14 protein-coding genes are annotated in these 14713 nt (G+C 70.8%); 4 read left to right on the forward strand and 10 right to left on the reverse strand.

The features are described 5' to 3' along the window. Positions 1-176: 176 nt before the first annotated feature. The gene (gene rph / locus ACFXGX_RS04300) at positions 177-2804 is read right to left on the reverse strand and encodes a rifamycin-inactivating phosphotransferase (RefSeq protein WP_384784500.1); all 2628 of its coding nucleotides are present in this window, start codon (positions 2802-2804) and stop codon (positions 177-179) included. A gap of 282 nt (positions 2805-3086) precedes the next feature. After that, a complete protein-coding gene (locus tag ACFXGX_RS04305; protein ID WP_384784502.1) occupies positions 3087-4214 on the reverse strand; it encodes a methyltransferase domain-containing protein in 1128 nt (375 codons plus the stop codon). A 203-nt stretch (positions 4215-4417) separates the two neighbouring features. Here ACFXGX_RS04305 and ACFXGX_RS04310 point away from each other — a divergent pair, with 203 nt between their 5' ends. Then, positions 4418-4855, forward strand: a complete 438-nt coding sequence (locus ACFXGX_RS04310; protein WP_384784504.1) for a hypothetical protein — start codon at positions 4418-4420, stop codon at positions 4853-4855. A gap of 340 nt (positions 4856-5195) precedes the next feature. On the opposite strand, the gene ACFXGX_RS04315 is transcribed toward ACFXGX_RS04310, so the two are convergent. The 3 genes from ACFXGX_RS04315 to ACFXGX_RS04325 are packed head-to-tail and all read right to left on the reverse strand — an operon-like array spanning position 5196 to position 6817. Next, a complete protein-coding gene (locus ACFXGX_RS04315; RefSeq protein WP_384784506.1) occupies positions 5196-5501 on the reverse strand; it encodes a hypothetical protein in 306 nt (101 codons plus the stop codon). Between the two features lie 40 nt (positions 5502-5541). Further along, positions 5542-6240 (reverse strand): VOC family protein, encoded by a 699-nt coding sequence (locus ACFXGX_RS04320; RefSeq protein WP_384784507.1) that lies wholly within the window; start codon positions 6238-6240, stop codon positions 5542-5544. Between the two features lie 52 nt (positions 6241-6292). Then, on the reverse strand, positions 6293-6817 hold the full coding sequence (locus tag ACFXGX_RS04325) for a MarR family winged helix-turn-helix transcriptional regulator (protein ID WP_384784510.1): 525 nt from the start codon (positions 6815-6817) through the stop codon (positions 6293-6295). Between the two features lie 111 nt (positions 6818-6928). Here ACFXGX_RS04325 and ACFXGX_RS04330 point away from each other — a divergent pair, with 111 nt between their 5' ends. Then, a complete protein-coding gene (locus tag ACFXGX_RS04330; RefSeq protein ID WP_384784512.1) occupies positions 6929-7852 on the forward strand; it encodes an EamA family transporter in 924 nt (307 codons plus the stop codon). A 103-nt stretch (positions 7853-7955) separates the two neighbouring features. Here the strand turns inward: ACFXGX_RS04330 and ACFXGX_RS04335 are convergent, their stop codons facing one another. Further along, the gene (locus ACFXGX_RS04335) at positions 7956-8678 is read right to left on the reverse strand and encodes a VOC family protein (protein WP_384784514.1); all 723 of its coding nucleotides are present in this window, start codon (positions 8676-8678) and stop codon (positions 7956-7958) included. A gap of 156 nt (positions 8679-8834) precedes the next feature. Between ACFXGX_RS04335 and ACFXGX_RS04340 the strand changes: the two genes are divergently transcribed. Continuing rightward, positions 8835-9740 carry a hypothetical protein gene (locus ACFXGX_RS04340; RefSeq protein ID WP_384784515.1) on the forward strand — a complete coding sequence of 302 codons (906 nt, stop codon included), beginning with the start codon at positions 8835-8837 and terminating at the stop codon, positions 9738-9740. Positions 9741-9777: 37 nt separating this feature from the next. Here ACFXGX_RS04340 and ACFXGX_RS04345 read toward each other — a convergent pair whose 3' ends face one another. The 4 genes from ACFXGX_RS04345 to ACFXGX_RS04360 form a co-directional block, all read right to left on the reverse strand. Further along, positions 9778-10983: an ATP-binding protein gene (locus ACFXGX_RS04345; protein WP_384784517.1), complete on the reverse strand. Its 1206-nt coding sequence runs from the start codon at positions 10981-10983 to the stop codon at positions 9778-9780. Positions 10984-11254: 271 nt separating this feature from the next. After that, on the reverse strand, positions 11255-12046 hold the full coding sequence (locus tag ACFXGX_RS04350) for a DUF4239 domain-containing protein (RefSeq protein ID WP_384784590.1): 792 nt from the start codon (positions 12044-12046) through the stop codon (positions 11255-11257). A 200-nt stretch (positions 12047-12246) separates the two neighbouring features. Then, positions 12247-12750 carry a hypothetical protein gene (locus tag ACFXGX_RS04355; protein ID WP_384784518.1) on the reverse strand — a complete coding sequence of 168 codons (504 nt, stop codon included), beginning with the start codon at positions 12748-12750 and terminating at the stop codon, positions 12247-12249. A 438-nt stretch (positions 12751-13188) separates the two neighbouring features. After that, a complete protein-coding gene (locus ACFXGX_RS04360) occupies positions 13189-13383 on the reverse strand; it encodes a hypothetical protein (protein ID WP_384784520.1) in 195 nt (64 codons plus the stop codon). A gap of 61 nt (positions 13384-13444) precedes the next feature. Here ACFXGX_RS04360 and ACFXGX_RS04365 point away from each other — a divergent pair, with 61 nt between their 5' ends. Next, positions 13445-14587 (forward strand): winged helix DNA-binding domain-containing protein, encoded by a 1143-nt coding sequence (locus ACFXGX_RS04365; protein ID WP_384784522.1) that lies wholly within the window; start codon positions 13445-13447, stop codon positions 14585-14587. The last annotated feature ends 126 nt before the right edge of the window (positions 14588-14713 follow it).

Raw genomic sequence — 14713 nt, forward strand, 5'->3', positions numbered from 1 at the left:
GACGTGGTGCAGCAGGTCTTCCCGGGACTCGAAGTACGTGTGGAAGGCGCCGTACGAGACGCCCGCCGGACCGTGCCGGGCCCCGCCCCGGCGAAGCCCGTGTCCCCGGGGAGCACCAGCGAGGCCGGCGTTCCCCGGGAGCGGGCACGGGCAGGCACACCCGCCGGTGCGGTCGGTCAGGACAGGAGCTCGACGTACCCGTCGGTGCCGTGCACGCGGATCCGCTGCCCGTCCCGGATCAGCCGGGTGGCCCCCTCCACGCCCACGACGGCCGGCAGACCGTACTCCCGGGCGATCACCGCGCCATGGGTCATCAGGCCGCCCACCTCCGTCACCAGGCCCGCGACCGCCACGAACAGCGGCGACCAACTGGGGTCGGTGAAGGGCGTGACCAGGATGTCGCCCGGTTCGAGATCGGCGTCCGCCATGTCGAGGATGACGCGGGCCCTGCCCTCGATCGTCCCGGCGGACACGGGCAGGCCGACCAGGGAGCCGTCGGGCGCGTCGTCACGCCGGTAGGCCCCGTTGACCGCCTCACCGTCCGAGGTGAGCACCCGGGGCGGTGTGAGCGACTGGTGCCGGCGAAACGCCTCCTTGCGCCGCTGGACGAGCCGGGCGTCCACCCGGTTCGTGCGGACGACCTCGTGAAGCTCCTGGAACGTGAGGTAGAAGACGTCCTCCTTCTCGGCCAGCACGTCCGCCCGCACGAGCCGTTCGGCCTCCTCCAGCAGAGCCCGCTTGTAGACGAAGGAGCGGCTGACGATGCCGTACTTCGGATACTCCCGGTATCCGGCGAAGGCCCTGACCTGGTCGATCATCCGCTTGGTCGCGTCGGCTCTCCGGTCCCCGTCCGGCAGGGCCCGCAGGCGTGCCAGGACGTCCTGTTCCTTCTCCCGCGCTCTGTGCCGCCCCTGCTCGAAGCGCCGTTCGGCGGCGCCCGGCTCGAAGTTCCTGACGTTGTCGAGGATCACGGGCACGAGCGTGGCGGGGCGCTCGCGCCACCGTGGCCGCGTGATGTCGATCTCGCCGACGCAGCGCATGCCGTACCGGTCGAGGTAGGCCTCGATGGCGTCGCGGGCCTCGGTCCCGCCGGGGAGCTTCGGCAGCTCGTCCAGGAAGCCGTCGTCCTCGACGTCCCGCAGGAACGCCACGACCTCCGGCCGTGAGCGGATCACGTCGGCGACGTCGAGCAGTTCCAGGCCCATCTCCGACGTGATGTTGTCGGGAGCGGACAGCGTCAGCGTGTCCGCCGCGTTCTTCTCGCCCAGCCACTCCAGCAGCTTGTCGTTGAGCCACCAGGTGGCCTCCATCCCCGCCATGATCGCCCGCATGTTCCGCGGATCACCGAGGACCCGCTTGTGCTCCTCGAAGGCCTCCAGCAGGAAGTCGAACAGCGCCGGTCCGGTCTTCGTACGGATGCCGCGCTCCAGGGCGGCGACGGACGCCCGGCTCCGCCCGACGAGTTCGGTGACGATCGCGGGATCGGCCTCGGCCGGGGTGGACCCGCCGCCCGCCGGGGGCCCGCCGGGAGCCGGATCAGGGAGCGAGGGGACGAAGCCGTCGCGGTCGAGGACGGTCTCCAGAGCGCTTCTGACCAGCGGATCCCCCTTCCCCATGACGTCCAGGAGGGCGGCCCGGTTCGCGGGCGAGGCCAGGCGCCGGGTGACGTCGACGAAAAGCCTCCCGCCGGCCTCGTGCATGGGCACCATGGCCGTGAGACGCCACATGGAGTGCCCCAGCGGCTTCATGGCGTCGGTCATCATCTGCTGATGGCCGACGGAGACGTAGACGTGGTTCTCCTGGTCGTCGGCCTTCGGGACGGGGAAGAGTGTCGTGATGGGCCGGCTCTGCACGATCCGGAAGTCGTCGTCGGCCAGGCACCATTCGATGTCCTGAGGGCGGCCGAAGTGCGCCTCGATCCGCCGCCCCAGGCGAACGAGCCGTACGACCTGCTCATCCGTCAGCGCCGGCTGCTCCTGCCGCCGCGCGTCGATCACCACGTCCCGTGTACCACCGGCCGGCAGGGCCTGAACGGCACGCTGCTTGGCGCCGATCGTCCGCTCGACGACGACGTCGTCCCGCACCTTGAAGACATCCGGGTTCACCAGTCCGGAGACCAGCGCCTCGCCGAGACCGAACCCGGCGTCCACGGTGGCGACCTTCCGGTCACCCGTGACGGGGTCGGCCGTGAACAGGATCCCGGACGCTTCCGGGAACACCATCCGCTGCACGACCACGGCCATGTGGACCGCACGGTGGTCGATGCCGTTCCGGCGGCGGTAGGTCACCGCCCGCTCGGTGAACAGCGATGCCCAGCACCGGCTGATGTGCCGCAGGATCTCCGCCGGCCCCATGACGTTCAGATACGTGTCCTGCTGACCGGCGAAGGACGCCGTCGGCAGGTCCTCCGCCGTCGCACTGGACCGGACGGCGTAGGCGGCCCGCTCGTCACCGTGCCCGGCCAGCGCGCGGGTGATCTCCGCCGCGAGATCATCCGGGACGGCGATCTCCTCGACGGTCCGGCGGATCCGCGCGCTGAGCGTACGGATCGCCTCCCGGTCGTCCGGGTTCACACGCCACAACTCGTCGAGCCGGTCGTCGAGCGACGGCTCCGCCGCCGTGATCCGGCGGAACGCGTCCGTCGTCACGACGAAGCCGGCCGGTACACGGACGCCCTCGATCTCCGACAGCGCGCCAAGATGCGCGCCCTTGCCGCCGACGACCGCGACCCGCGTCCGGTCGGCCTCTCGAAGATCCAGCACGTACCGCTCGTCCTGCTCGTCGCACTCGAACTGCTCTGTCATCGCGATGCCTCCGGGGCGGCCGTGCTGTGTCGTCCTGCGCTGTCCGGTCACTGGCGCCCCCCACTCTGTCGAACCTCTTGCCGAACACGTCGTCGTCCCTCGTTGCCTTCCCGCTGACGCGGCGTCCGGCCGCTCCGCCAGTCGGGCGGCGCGCACCCCGCGCCGTCGCGGGCTGAGGCACGGAGCGACGATTGTGCGCGGTGACGGGGGCCTTGCGGCAAGCCCCCCAGTGCGCTATACGTTGAGACAGGCAAGGAGAGGGCTCTCCTTGCCTTTGTCGTTTCAGGCCACGAGCAGGCGGAGTCCGAGTTCCGCCGCGTCGAGGGCGACGAGGTCGCGGTTGCGTTCTGCCCACCGGCCCGAGGACAGGTCCTCGCGCAGCCGTGTCACCGCCCGCCGCTCGGCCTCCGGTCCGACCCTTGTCCATACGGACACCGCGCGGCGCACGGGTTCGTCCAGGTACGCCTCGGGCCTGCGCCAGTAGGCCTCGAGGAATCCGTCGGCGCAGTCCCACGGGATGAGCACCGGCTCCGCCCGGCCCCCGATCGCGTGGGTCAGGTCGGCCAGCGAAGGCCAGTCGACCAGAAGGTCGGCGAACTCGGGCAGATAGTCGCGGGTGAGCCAGAACCGCTCACGCCAGGCCGGGCTGCCCGCGTCGTACGTGACCACCACCACGCGGCGGGCCACGCGCCGCATCTCGCGCAGCCCGGCGATCGGGTCCCGCCAGTGATGGACCGTGCTGAAGGCCATCGCCGCGTCGAAGGACCCGTCCTCGAACGGAAGGTTCTCCGCGCTCGCGGCCACGCAGGGCGCGGCGTCCGCGGGGCGTTGAGCCCGCATCACCGCCGACGGTTCCACCGCGGTCACCTCACGGTCCGAGGGTTCGTACGAGCCGGTGCCGGCGCCGACGTTCAGCACCGTCCGGGCGTCCCCGAGTGCCTCCCAGACCCGCGCCGCGATCCGCGGCTCGGTCCGCCGGGTCGCCGGGTACGCGGACCCGATGGCGTCGTACAACTTCGCTCCGAACATGGTCAGTTGCTCCTCCGGTGTCGTCCTGATCCCCATCGCTCGTGCCTCCAGTTCCCTGTCTATCGCCGTCACCATGGCCGCCGCGCGGTCCCGCTGTTCCAGCAGCAGGCCGCGCAACCGGTGCAGGTGCGCGACCGCGTCGGTGGCCGGGTCGTCGACCAGATCCGCGATCTCCCGTAATCCGAAGCCCAGCCGCCGGTAGGCGAGCACCTCGCGCAGCCGTTGCACATCGCCCGTCGCGTAGGCCCGGTATCCGACCGCGGTCCGCGCGGACGGCCGTACGAGGCCGATCTCGTCGTAGTGATGCAGCGTGCGGACGCTCACGCCGGCCAGCTCCGCCACGCGTCCCACGGTCAGGTGTTCCTCCACGCCACCGACCATGCGGCATCACGCCGCGTGAGGGTCAAGACGGGCGCACCGGATACGGTCTTGTCAACGCGGGTGAGTCCCTTGATAGTTGACCCGTTCCATGGTGATCCGTTCCATGGAGGCGGTACCGATGACTGGGGGGCGGCGTGGTGCGGGGTGCCAGGATTACGGCGGAACTCGGTGACAGACGCGGGAGTTACCCGATAGCCGGTGCCATGGGCGGGGTTCTGCAGATGTTCCGGCGCCTGACCGTGCTGTTCTTTCTCATCTTTCTGGGATTCCTGGTCTTCAAGAGGCCTCATGGCGGGCTCTCCAAGGGGCTGATCGCGATAGCCGTGATCCTCGGCCTGATCGGGCTGCGGATCGCGTGGGGCCGACTGTCCGCGCGGGCCGGGGTGCGCCTGTGCCACATCCACACCGGCGGTCTCGCCGTCACGGGACTGTTCGGCCAGGTGAAGCACGTCGTTCCGTGGGACCGGGTCACCGAGCTGAAGCACATGTCGAACCTGTCGCCCCTGCTCACCTTCCACCGGTTCGAGCTGGTGCGGCGCGACGCCAGGACCGTGGCGATCCTCGTCCTCCAGGCGAATCCGGAGTTCGTCCCGGCCCTGAAGCGAGCGTCGGAGCTGGGCGGCCTGCGCCCGGAACAATGAGCCGGTCACCGGAGCGCCGGGGATCTGTCCCTCTCCCCGCCCCGCGCCCTGTGCCTCTTTCCGCCCAGCGTCCTACTGCTCTTTCCGCCCCGCGTCCTGCTGCCCTTTCCGCCGCGCGCCCCGGTGGACCGGACTCGGGCGCATGGACACCATCCCGCTGAGCCGAGGTGACCTGCGGTGGGTCTTTCCGGAGGTGCGGGACCCCGAAGCGGTCCGCGGCGCCTTGTCCGAGGCCGACGCGCATGTCCGGGCACCGGCCCGGCATTGAGGTACCTGCCCGGGCCGACCCCGGGCAGGCTGGGACCCGCTCCGGCGGGCCGGTGGTCCCGGCGGATCCGTGTCAGGAACGGGCCGGCAGCGATGCACCGGGCGTCTCGTCGACGAGGAAGAGCCTGAGACGGCACTCGTCCTCCGCCTCGACGCCCACCTGCCGGCCCCAGTGGGCGGAGAGGCGGTGCGCCACGTCGACCAGCCGACGGCGGTCCTCCCGGGTGTACGCGGGATACCTCGCCCAACCCTCGTCGGCGATCCTGTCGCCGAGCTCGGTGAACAGCAGCGCCCGGAAGCGTGCCTCTTCCTCTGCGGAGAGCGGTTCGGGCGAATCCTCCGCGGGCCGCGTCCGGACGTTGTACAGGTCTCGTATCACTGCTCGGCTCGCCCTTCGCTCCAGATCCGTTCGCGCGAGCCTATCGCCGCTCGGCGGCCGGCTCGGGGGGACCGGCCACGCCGACGCAGGCCTCGTTGCCCTCGGGGTCGGCCAGTACCCAGTTCGACGGGGCGTCGGCGTCGCTCACCAGGCGCCCGCCCGCCGCCAGGGCCGCGGCGATCCGTGCCTGGGCCTGGTCGTACGGCACCCACACGTCGATGTGGACGCGGTTGCGCTGCGGCCTCGGGGCGTCCATCGCCTGGAAGTAGAACGGCGCTCCTCGGCCGCCCGGGTCGACCAGGTCCTCGCCGCTGTTCGCGCGGTCCCGGTAACCGAGCAGCGCACGCCAGAACGGCACCACGTCAGCGCCGGAGAGCGCGTCCACGGTGACCTGGACGGTCTGGACGGCGGACGGGTCCGCCGTGATGTCCAGCGAGCGCGCGAGCGCGGAGATCTGTCCGGCGAGATCGATGTGCCGCTCGGTCAGTCCGTAGTAGTCGTCCGTGAGCGTGATCAGCCGTACGGTCACACCCTCCCGGCGCAGGTCGACGTCCGGGTGGTCCTCGACGACTCCCGGCAACTCGCCGATGGCCCGTACGAGTTGGGCGCCGACCGCGAACGACCCGGTTCGGAAGTAGGCGCACGCCCCCTCGCCGACCACGCGCCAGTCCTCGAGACCGGCGGTCTCGTGGAAGCGCTGCGGCCTGATGTGTTCGGTCCTGTTCTCTCCCTCGATCATGCCGCCAACGTAGCGTGCGACGCCGACGATCCCTCGCGCCGGCGGCTTCTCGTCACTCGCCGACGGGAGTGCGCGGATCGTCCATGCGGGAGAGCCAGGTGACGAGCAGCGATTCCAGCGACGCGGCCTCGGTCGTCGTCAGCGCGTCCAGCAGGTGCCGTTCGTTGCGCATGTGGTCAGTGAACGCCTGGTCGATCAGTTCGCGTCCGGGCCCGGTGAGGGCGACGATCCGGCCGCGTTGATCGCCGTGGGTACGGCGGCGGGTGACGAGCCCGGCCCGCTCCAGGCGGTCGATCCTCTTCGTCATCGCGCCGGTGGTGACCATGGTGTGGGCGGCGAGTTCCCCGGGCGCCCGTTCGTAGGGTTCACCGGTCCGGCGCAGCGCGCACAGGACGTCGAACTCGCCCTCGCTCAGACCGTAGCGGTCGTACACGAGGCGTAGTTCCTCGGTGAGCCGGTCGGCCAGGCGGTGCAACCGGCCGATCACTCCCTGTGGGGCGATGTCGACGTCGGGGCGCTCGCGGCGCCACTCCGCCTGGATGCGGGCCACGCGGTCCTGAGATTCACCGTGCTCCACGGATTCAGCGTGCTGCAGAGACTCGCCGTGCTGGGGAGATTCGCCGTGCTCGAGAGATTCACCGTGCTCCATGGCTTCATATTAGCTTCCCGGGAAGTTATATTAGCTTCCATGGAAGCTAATATGCGATGGGTGGCCCTGACCGCGGTCGCGCCGGTGGCCTGGGGGACCAACTACTTCGTGACGCACGAGTTCCTGCCGGCCGACCGACCCCTCTACGGGGCCGCCCTGCGGGCGCTGCCCGCGGGCCTCGTTCTGCTGGCCCTGTGCAGACGGCTGCCCCGCGGCGCGTGGTGGTGGCGGTCCGCGGTGCTCGGGCTGCTCAACATGAGCGTGTTCTTCGTCCTCGTCTACACCGCCTCCCAGCTCCTGCCGACGAGCGTGGCCTCGACCGTCATGGCGGTGGCCCCGCTGACGATGATGCTCATAGCCTGGCCCCTGGTCTCCGAGCGGCCCCGGACCGCCCACCTGGCCGGCGCCGCGATCGGACTCGGAGGGGTCTGCCTCATGCTGCTCTCCGGGGTGGAGACGGTGAGCGTCCCGGGAGTCCTCGCCTCGGCCGCCGCGATGCTGGTGTCGTCCTTCGGGTTCATCCTGGCCAAACGGTGGAGCGCCGGTGTCGACGTGCTCGCCTCCACCGCCTGGCAGCTCACCGCCGGAGGTCTGTTCCTGCTCCCGGTCGCCGCGGCCGTGGAAGGCCGCCCGCCCGCGCTCTCCGGGCAGACGGTCCTCGCGTTCGGCTACGTCACCCTGATCGCCACCGCGCTGGCCTTCGCCGCCTGGTTCACCGGGCTGCGGCATCTGCCCACCGGGACCGTCGGACTGATCGGACTGCTCAATCCCGTCACCGGCGTCCTGCTCGGCACGGTGGTCGCGAAAGAGTCGCTGACCGTGCAGCAACTGGGCGGACTGGTCCTGGTCCTGGCCGGAGTCGTCCTGGGCCGCCCCAAGCGCGCCGGCCGGCAGGACACCGGTCAGGCATCACCTCACCCGGAACGCGTGAGAGAGCCGCGAACGCGGGTGGCTCGCCGGTGAGCCGCCCGGCATGGCAGGGGCGCCGCGACGCGGCAGGCGGAGCGGAGGAGTCGGCGAGCGCCGCGGGCGGGTGAGCGGGAAGGCGAACGGCGGGGCCGGGTCGCTACCGCTGCTGCTGTACGACGAATTCGTTGCCGTCGGGGTCGAGCAGCAGGACGCGGTCGCTGTGACCCTCACCGGTGGACGTCCGTGTCGCGCCGAGTGAGACCAGGCGGGCGAGCTCAGCCTCGCGGTCGGCGTCGGCGGGGAGCGCCAGCTCGAAGAACAGTCGGTTCGTGCCCGCCTTCGGCGCCACTGGGGGACCGCCCCAGGTGATCTTCGTGCCGCCGTCCGGCGACTGGATCGCGGTCTCCTGGTCCTGGTCCCAGACCAGCGGCCACCGCAGCGCCTCGCTCCAGAAGTAGCCGACCTCCTGCGTACCGTCGCAGGCCAGCGCGCCGATCACGCCGGTGTCGGCGAGGAACTTGTTGCCCGCCTCGATGACGCAGAACTCGTTGCCGTCCGGATCGGCGAGCACCACGTGTTCCTCTTCCGGGAGTTGGCCCACGTCGATGTGCTCACCGCCGAGTTCCAGAGCCCTGGCGACCGTCTGCCGCTGATCCTCCGGTGTGGCGCTCGGCAGGTCGAAGTGCGCCTGGTTCCGGCCGGTCCTCGGCTCCTGGCTCGGGAGGAAGCGGATGCGGAACCCGGATCCGTCGGGCGGGAGGATCGCGACGTCGTCGTCGGGGCCGTCGGCCGACCGCCAGCCGAGGACACCGGACCAGAACCGCGCCAGGTCCGACGGCCGGGTGGCGTTGAAGCAGATCGCGAACAGTCGACTGGTCATACCTGTGCAACTCCGATTCGCTGACGGTCGATTCGACGCGCTGCGCTCCGCGCGCGTGCAGCTTAGGGAGGACCGTGTGGGAAGCGCATCCGAGTTTCCCGTGCGCTGCGGCTGGTCGAGTCCAGCCGGTCGGAACGGTGTGGCACCATCCCCACCGTGGTCGATCGTATGGATGACGTGGACTGGTCCGGGCTCTTCCACGCCGAGGGGCGGGCCTCCGACACCCCGCGTCGTCTGGCCGCACTCCTCGGTGACGACGCGGACGCGTTCGTCGACGGGTACACGCACCTGTGGTCGACGACGCTCCGCCGGGAGGGCAAGGCCTGGCCCGCTACGGCGCCTACCGCGCTGCTGGTCGCCGAACTTCTCGACAATCCGCTGCTGGGCCCCGACGATCCCTCCATGCAGGACGCGATGCTCGCCTACCTGTACGCGGTCGGCGTCGCGGCCGACCTCGGCGAACGGGCGCCGGAGGTCCGTGCCCGGGGCGAGGGGCGTGCGGCGGAGCTGAGAGCGTGGACCGACGCCTATCTGGCGGCCGACGCCGACGCGCGGGCCCGCATGTGGCGGGACGGCACGGGCCGGGGCGAACTCGTCCTCGACCGGGCGGCGCTCGCCTGCTTCGACCTCGTTCCCACGCTCCTGCGGCCAACGCTGCCGCACCTCGCCTCGGAACGTCTCCAGCGCAGGACGTGTGCCGCCGTGGCCGTCGGGTCACTGGCCGGACACCCCTCGGCGTCGGCGCAACGCCCGGCGCTGCTGGACCGGTTGACGTCGATGGCCCGGGCCGCCGAATCCGCGTACGAAGTGGCGACCCTGTTGATCGCCATCGGCCGTCTCGGCGGCGACACGCGCCCCTGGCTCACCGATCCGCATACGGGCGTACGAGTCTGCGCTGCCCTCGCGCCCGGCCTAACCGGCGACGACACGGCGGAGCGGATTCGGAGCGAACTGAGGGACACGCCAAGCGCGTTCGGCGAGTCCTTCGGCGACATGGCTCCACCGCTTCAGTTCCAGTTCAATCCGTACCAGGACCTGCTCCTGCCCGCGGCCGGGCCGTGAGGCCGGGCGCGGCGCAGGGGCGCGGGTCCGGGCCGGATCAGCCCTGGCGGGATCTCTCGATGATCCGGCCGATGACGGCCGCGGCCTGGTCCGGATGCTGCTCCAGCCATGTGCCGAGGTGCGCTCGGACGGCGTCCCGGACACCGGCGTGTACGGCGCCGGTGTCCCGCACGTCGGGGTGAACGGCGTCGCCGTCGCCGCCCAGACGGGTGCGCGTGGCCCCGTAGAACTCGGGGCTGTCCAGCTTGACGGACACGACGGCCGTCAGGCCCTCGCCGATGTGCTCGAAGCTCAGTCGGGGATCCGTGGCTGTCAACAGGAGGTGCCTGCGGGCGTATGCGTTGACGGCGTCGGCCACCCCGTCACGGAGACCCGTTTCGTGGGTGCCGCCTTCGTAGGTGTGCATGCTGTTGGCAAAACTCCGGACGCTCTCCTCGGGGGAGTCACACCACCGGAGGGACACCTCGACGGTCCCCGCCATCCGGGTGTCCTCCTCCTGGAAGGCGATGACGTCCGGGTGCACTCGCGACCCTGTCTCCATTCCGAGGGCGGCGGCCAGGTCCCGCTCCTCGTCCGAGAACCGGAACACCGCGAACCGGGGCTCGTTCCGGTTGCCTTCGTCGGTCAGCGAAAGGCACAAGCCCCGGTTCAGGGCGGTCACTTCACGGAAGCGGTTCGCCAGGTCCGTGAACGAGGGCCGCGTCGTCTCGAAGATGTCGGCGTCGGGCCAGAACGTGATGGTGGTCCCGCTTCCGGTCGTCGCCCCCACGGCGGCGGGCGGGGCGACGGCGACGCCGCGCGTGTACTCCTGGACCCAACGTCCGCCTCCACGGCGCACCTCGACCGTCAGTCGGCTCGACAGTGCGTTGACCACGGCTGGTTCGGCGCCCATGGGGCTCATGGCCATGGTGTGACGGCCACGAAGGCTGCGGGGGTTGGTACGCAGGCGAGTCAGCATGCCTTCGAGGCCGGGGCCGTCGGTGTGACCGGCCGCTTCCACGGGAATGCCCGGCCCGTCATCCGCCACCCGGACACCGCCGTCTTCCGTGAGGGTGACGTCGATGCGCCCGCCCCGGCCGGCCAGAGCCTCGGTGGCCGCGCGTTCGACGACATCGAACACCATATGACGCAGGCCGCGTTCACCGGTCGAGCCGACGTACATCCCCGGCCGCTTCCGTACGGCTTCGAACCCTTCCAGCACCCGACCGCGAGCTGTGTAGATACCGGTGATTTCCTGGCTCATGAAGACCCCCTGAGACGGTGTCCGGCAGAGCTCGTCACGGTACGCGAGATTCTCCAAAACGCCAGGTCAGATGCCTTGTGGCGAGGCTTCGGATCGGTAGGTGAGAGCCTGCGGGGCGGCGGTCGGCCCCGGGGCGACGGAGGGCTGTCGCACAGCGTTGACGGTCCCGTCGAAGCTGGGGATGACACCGTTTCAGGCGACGCCGAGGCCTCTATTTGCAGAACTCGGCGCTTGGGGCTCACGGTTCATCCCATCCGCGTACGGCGCCCGCTCACCGGGTCCAGTACTGGGCGAGAGCCCCTTCTCTGAACGGGGCCGGGGTCACGCTGAGTTCGCCGGCGAACGGGCGGTCCAGGACGAAGACCAGGAGCAGACTGAAGCCGACGAGTCCGGCGACCGAGGCGACGAAGAGGATCTGGACCCTCAGCTTGCGCATGCCGTAGAGGAACGTGAGCGGGACCAGGACGAGTGCGCCGCCGAAGGCCAGGACCTGGAGCAGCGCGGGGAGTTCCTGGCGTGCCATGGTGATGCGGGCGCGGCGCTGGGAGGCGACGTCGTTGAGATGGGTGACGGCCTCCTCGTAGAAGACCTGCTCGCTCTGGCTCTTCGGGTCGTATTCCTGGAGTACCAGGAAGGCGGATCGCAGGTGGGTTTCCGTGGCCCCGTAGCTGGGGTTTCCCGCGCGCATCCGGGGCCACTGGTCCTCGACGACCGCGTGGACGTAACCGTTCATCGTGGCGTCGAGCCGAGCACGTACCGGCGCCGGGAACGCGGTGGCGTCCCGGGTGATGAGCGCCGCGTCGGTGGCCTCGGAGGCGACGATGGTCTGGGTGTCCTCCAGTTGGGTCCAGAGCGTGACGATGACGAAGGCGAGGATGATCCCGTAGATCGCGCCGAACATGCCGAGCGTCACCCCGACCATCTCGTTGTGTTCGCCGCGGGCCACCGAGGGGTACCTGCGGCGCAGCAGCACACTGCCGCCGACAGCGAGGAGGACGGTCCCACCGACGATGACGACGGTCAGCGTGAAGGTGCTGAAGTGGTTGAGCAGCCAGAGCGAGATGCGCGGGGAGTCTAGAGCGGACACGACTCCCCAAACGCACGGAGTTGATCAGCCGCTACGGGTGTGACCGACAAGTTCACACCACCGAGTGAGAGATCGTCGAGCGTGCGCGTGCGCGCATGGGGGCGGTGGCGGTGGCGCGTACGGGGGCGCGTACGTGGGCGGTGGCCCGGTGTGCGCGTGGTGGCCGACTGCCAGCCTTACGCAGACGGCAGTTGGTCGTACATCCGGAACGTGTAGGTCGCGTCGTACGTCATCAGGTTTCCGCTCGACGCGGGCAGCCCCAGGCGGCGGTTGAGCGGCCCTGTCAGGGGCCCGCAGTGTTCGGCCGCTGGGGCGGTGAAGGTGTCGTCGTAGGCCGAGAACTCGATGATCGGTGGATCCTGCGAGACCCACTTGGAGGGGCCCGACCGCTTGAGCTGGAAGTCGACCGGCGTGCTCGCCCCGATGGTGCATCCGTGCGGCAGCAGCGGGCTCAACAACCGGAAGCGCAGGCTGAATTGCCCGGTGTAGAAGTCGGACCGGCCCCCGTACTCCGGCTTGATCGCCAGACGGAGCTGTCGTGCGTGCTCACCCGTGGCGGTGCCGGTGAGTCCGCCCGGAACGGCGGTGGGCGCGCTGTGCATCGCGCCCCAGACCTGTGCCTTGGAGCCGTCCGGCATCGGCCCCTCGGCGTGCGTCATGGTGATCGGAGCGAGAGTCACCTCGACCTTCCCCATGGTCAACCGAGGTGCAGCGGTGTGGACTTCACACCGCCAGCGAGCCGGGTCGGCTCCGGCCGGAAGGGCGGGGCAATCGCTGAAGTCGGTGGCGGACGTCGGGGTGGTGGAACTCGGTTCCGCGGACGCGAAGCTCGGGGTGTACGCCCCCACGAGCCCCGTCAGGGCGGCGGCCCCGGCGAGAGCGAGCGCGGCGCGGCGGGGGCGAGACGGACGGCGGCGATCAGGAGTGGTCTTCGACATGCCCACAGCCTTCCGCCCGCGACACCACCCCTGCTATCCGTGACGCCCCCGCCTCGACCCTGAGCGGACCCTGACGTGGTGTCAGGGGTGATGCGCGGTGCTTCTGCGGCGGTTTCCGGGGTGTGTTTATGCCGTGCCGCGGTTCACGATCCGGCTCGGTGACCAACTGGCGGGGACGCGCTAACGGGTGGCCGTCATGACGACGTAGATCATGCCCGCGGCGGAGGCCACGCAGACGACGGCGGCGGCGATCGCGGCCGCGCCCAGCAGCCCCGACACGCCCAGAATCGCCGTCCACCCGGCCCGCGCCACCCGGTGGGACTGCTCGGCCGCGTTCTCGTACGCGCTGTCGTCGTACCAGTCCTGATCGCTCATGGCACCCCCGTCCGTGAGGATAACGGTGCCGCCGATGCCGAGCGGGCGGGATAATCCGGGCGTGACCCTCACCGCGCGGCAGCTCACCCTGGCGACCCTGGACCGTCAGCTCCTCCTGGAGCGCAAGCGCCTCGACGTGGCGGAGGCGGTCCGCCAGGTCTGCGCCGTTCAGGCACAGGCGCCCGCTTCGCCTTACCTGGCTCTGTGGAACCGCGTGGAGGGCTTCGTACCCGAGGATCTCGACGCGGCGTTCACGGACCGCCGGATCGTGAAGGCGACCCTCATGCGGATCACCCTGCACGCCGTCCACGCCGACGACTACGCGCCGTACCACGCCGCCATGGTCCGGAGCCTGCGGGCGTCGCGGCTGTACGACCGCCGCTACACCTCGACCGAGCTGCGCGAGGAGGACGCCGACACGCTGCTTCCGCGGCTCGCCGAGTTCCTGGCCCGCCCCCGCACCGGAGCCGACGTGGAGGCCGAGTTCACCGAGAGCCTCGGCGGCGACGTGCACCGCCTGTGGTGGGCCCTGAGGACGTACGCGCCGATCCAGCACACGCCGACCGGCGGTCCGTGGTCCTTCAAGCTGCCGAACACCTATCGCGCCTCGGCCGTGGACCCGGTGGACGAGACGAAGGACGCGGCGGCGGGAGTACGGCGGCTCCTGCTCTCCTACCTCCGGGCGTTCGGACCGGCGTCGGCACCGGACTTCGCACGGTTCACCCTGCTGGGACGCCCCGTGATCACCCAGGCGCTGAGCGAGCTCGGAGACCAGGTGGTGCGGGTTCCCGGGCCGGCCCGCGCCGCTCTGTTCGACCTGCCGGACGCCACCGTGCCCGCGGAGGACACCCCCGCGCCGCCGAGGCTGCTGCCGATGTGGGACAGCACGCTGCTGGCCCACGCCCTCCCCGGGCGCGTCATGCCCCAGGAATACCGGCCGCTCGTCGTCCGGCGCAACGGCGACATGCTGCCCACCCTGCTCGTCGACGGTCAGGTCGCCGGGGTGTGGCGCGCGGCGGACGGAGGCCTGGAACTGACCGCGTTCCGCAAGCTCGACAAGGCGGCTTGGCGCGGCCTGACCGAGGAGGCGCGGAAGCTGGCGGCCCTGCTCGCGGACCGGGACCCGGCCCCGTACAGCCGCTACAACCACTGGTGGGACAAGGGGATCCCGGGCGTCGAGAGCAGGACCGTCAAGGGCGAGTGAACCGGGGTCGGTTCCGGGGTTCGCCGCGTTCCGGCTCCGCTTCAGCGACGGTTCCTGGCCGGAGCTTTGCCGCCTGGCGGAAGCCGACGACGCCGACACCTTCCTGCGGGCTGCGAACGGCTGCGA

This window comes from Streptomyces sp. NPDC059371 (assembly GCF_042751995.1).
In the GTDB taxonomy this organism is placed as follows: domain Bacteria; phylum Actinomycetota; class Actinomycetes; order Streptomycetales; family Streptomycetaceae; genus Streptomyces.

Coding starts and splice junctions, on each gene's coding strand:
- ACFXGX_RS04305 (WP_384784502.1), bottom strand. CDS start 4,214: ATGGTCGGTGGCGTGGAGGAACACCTGACCGTGGGACGCGTGGCGGAG.
- ACFXGX_RS04310 (WP_384784504.1), top strand. CDS start 4,418: ATGGGCGGGGTTCTGCAGATGTTCCGGCGCCTGACCGTGCTGTTCTTT.
- ACFXGX_RS04335 (WP_384784514.1), bottom strand. CDS start 8,678: ATGACCAGTCGACTGTTCGCGATCTGCTTCAACGCCACCCGGCCGTCG.
- ACFXGX_RS04360 (WP_384784520.1), bottom strand. CDS start 13,383: ATGAGCGATCAGGACTGGTACGACGACAGCGCGTACGAGAACGCGGCC.
- rph (WP_384784500.1), bottom strand. CDS start 2,804: ATGACAGAGCAGTTCGAGTGCGACGAGCAGGACGAGCGGTACGTGCTG.
- ACFXGX_RS04345 (WP_384784517.1), bottom strand. CDS start 10,983: ATGAGCCAGGAAATCACCGGTATCTACACAGCTCGCGGTCGGGTGCTG.
- ACFXGX_RS04320 (WP_384784507.1), bottom strand. CDS start 6,240: ATGATCGAGGGAGAGAACAGGACCGAACACATCAGGCCGCAGCGCTTC.
- ACFXGX_RS04330 (WP_384784512.1), top strand. CDS start 6,929: ATGGAAGCTAATATGCGATGGGTGGCCCTGACCGCGGTCGCGCCGGTG.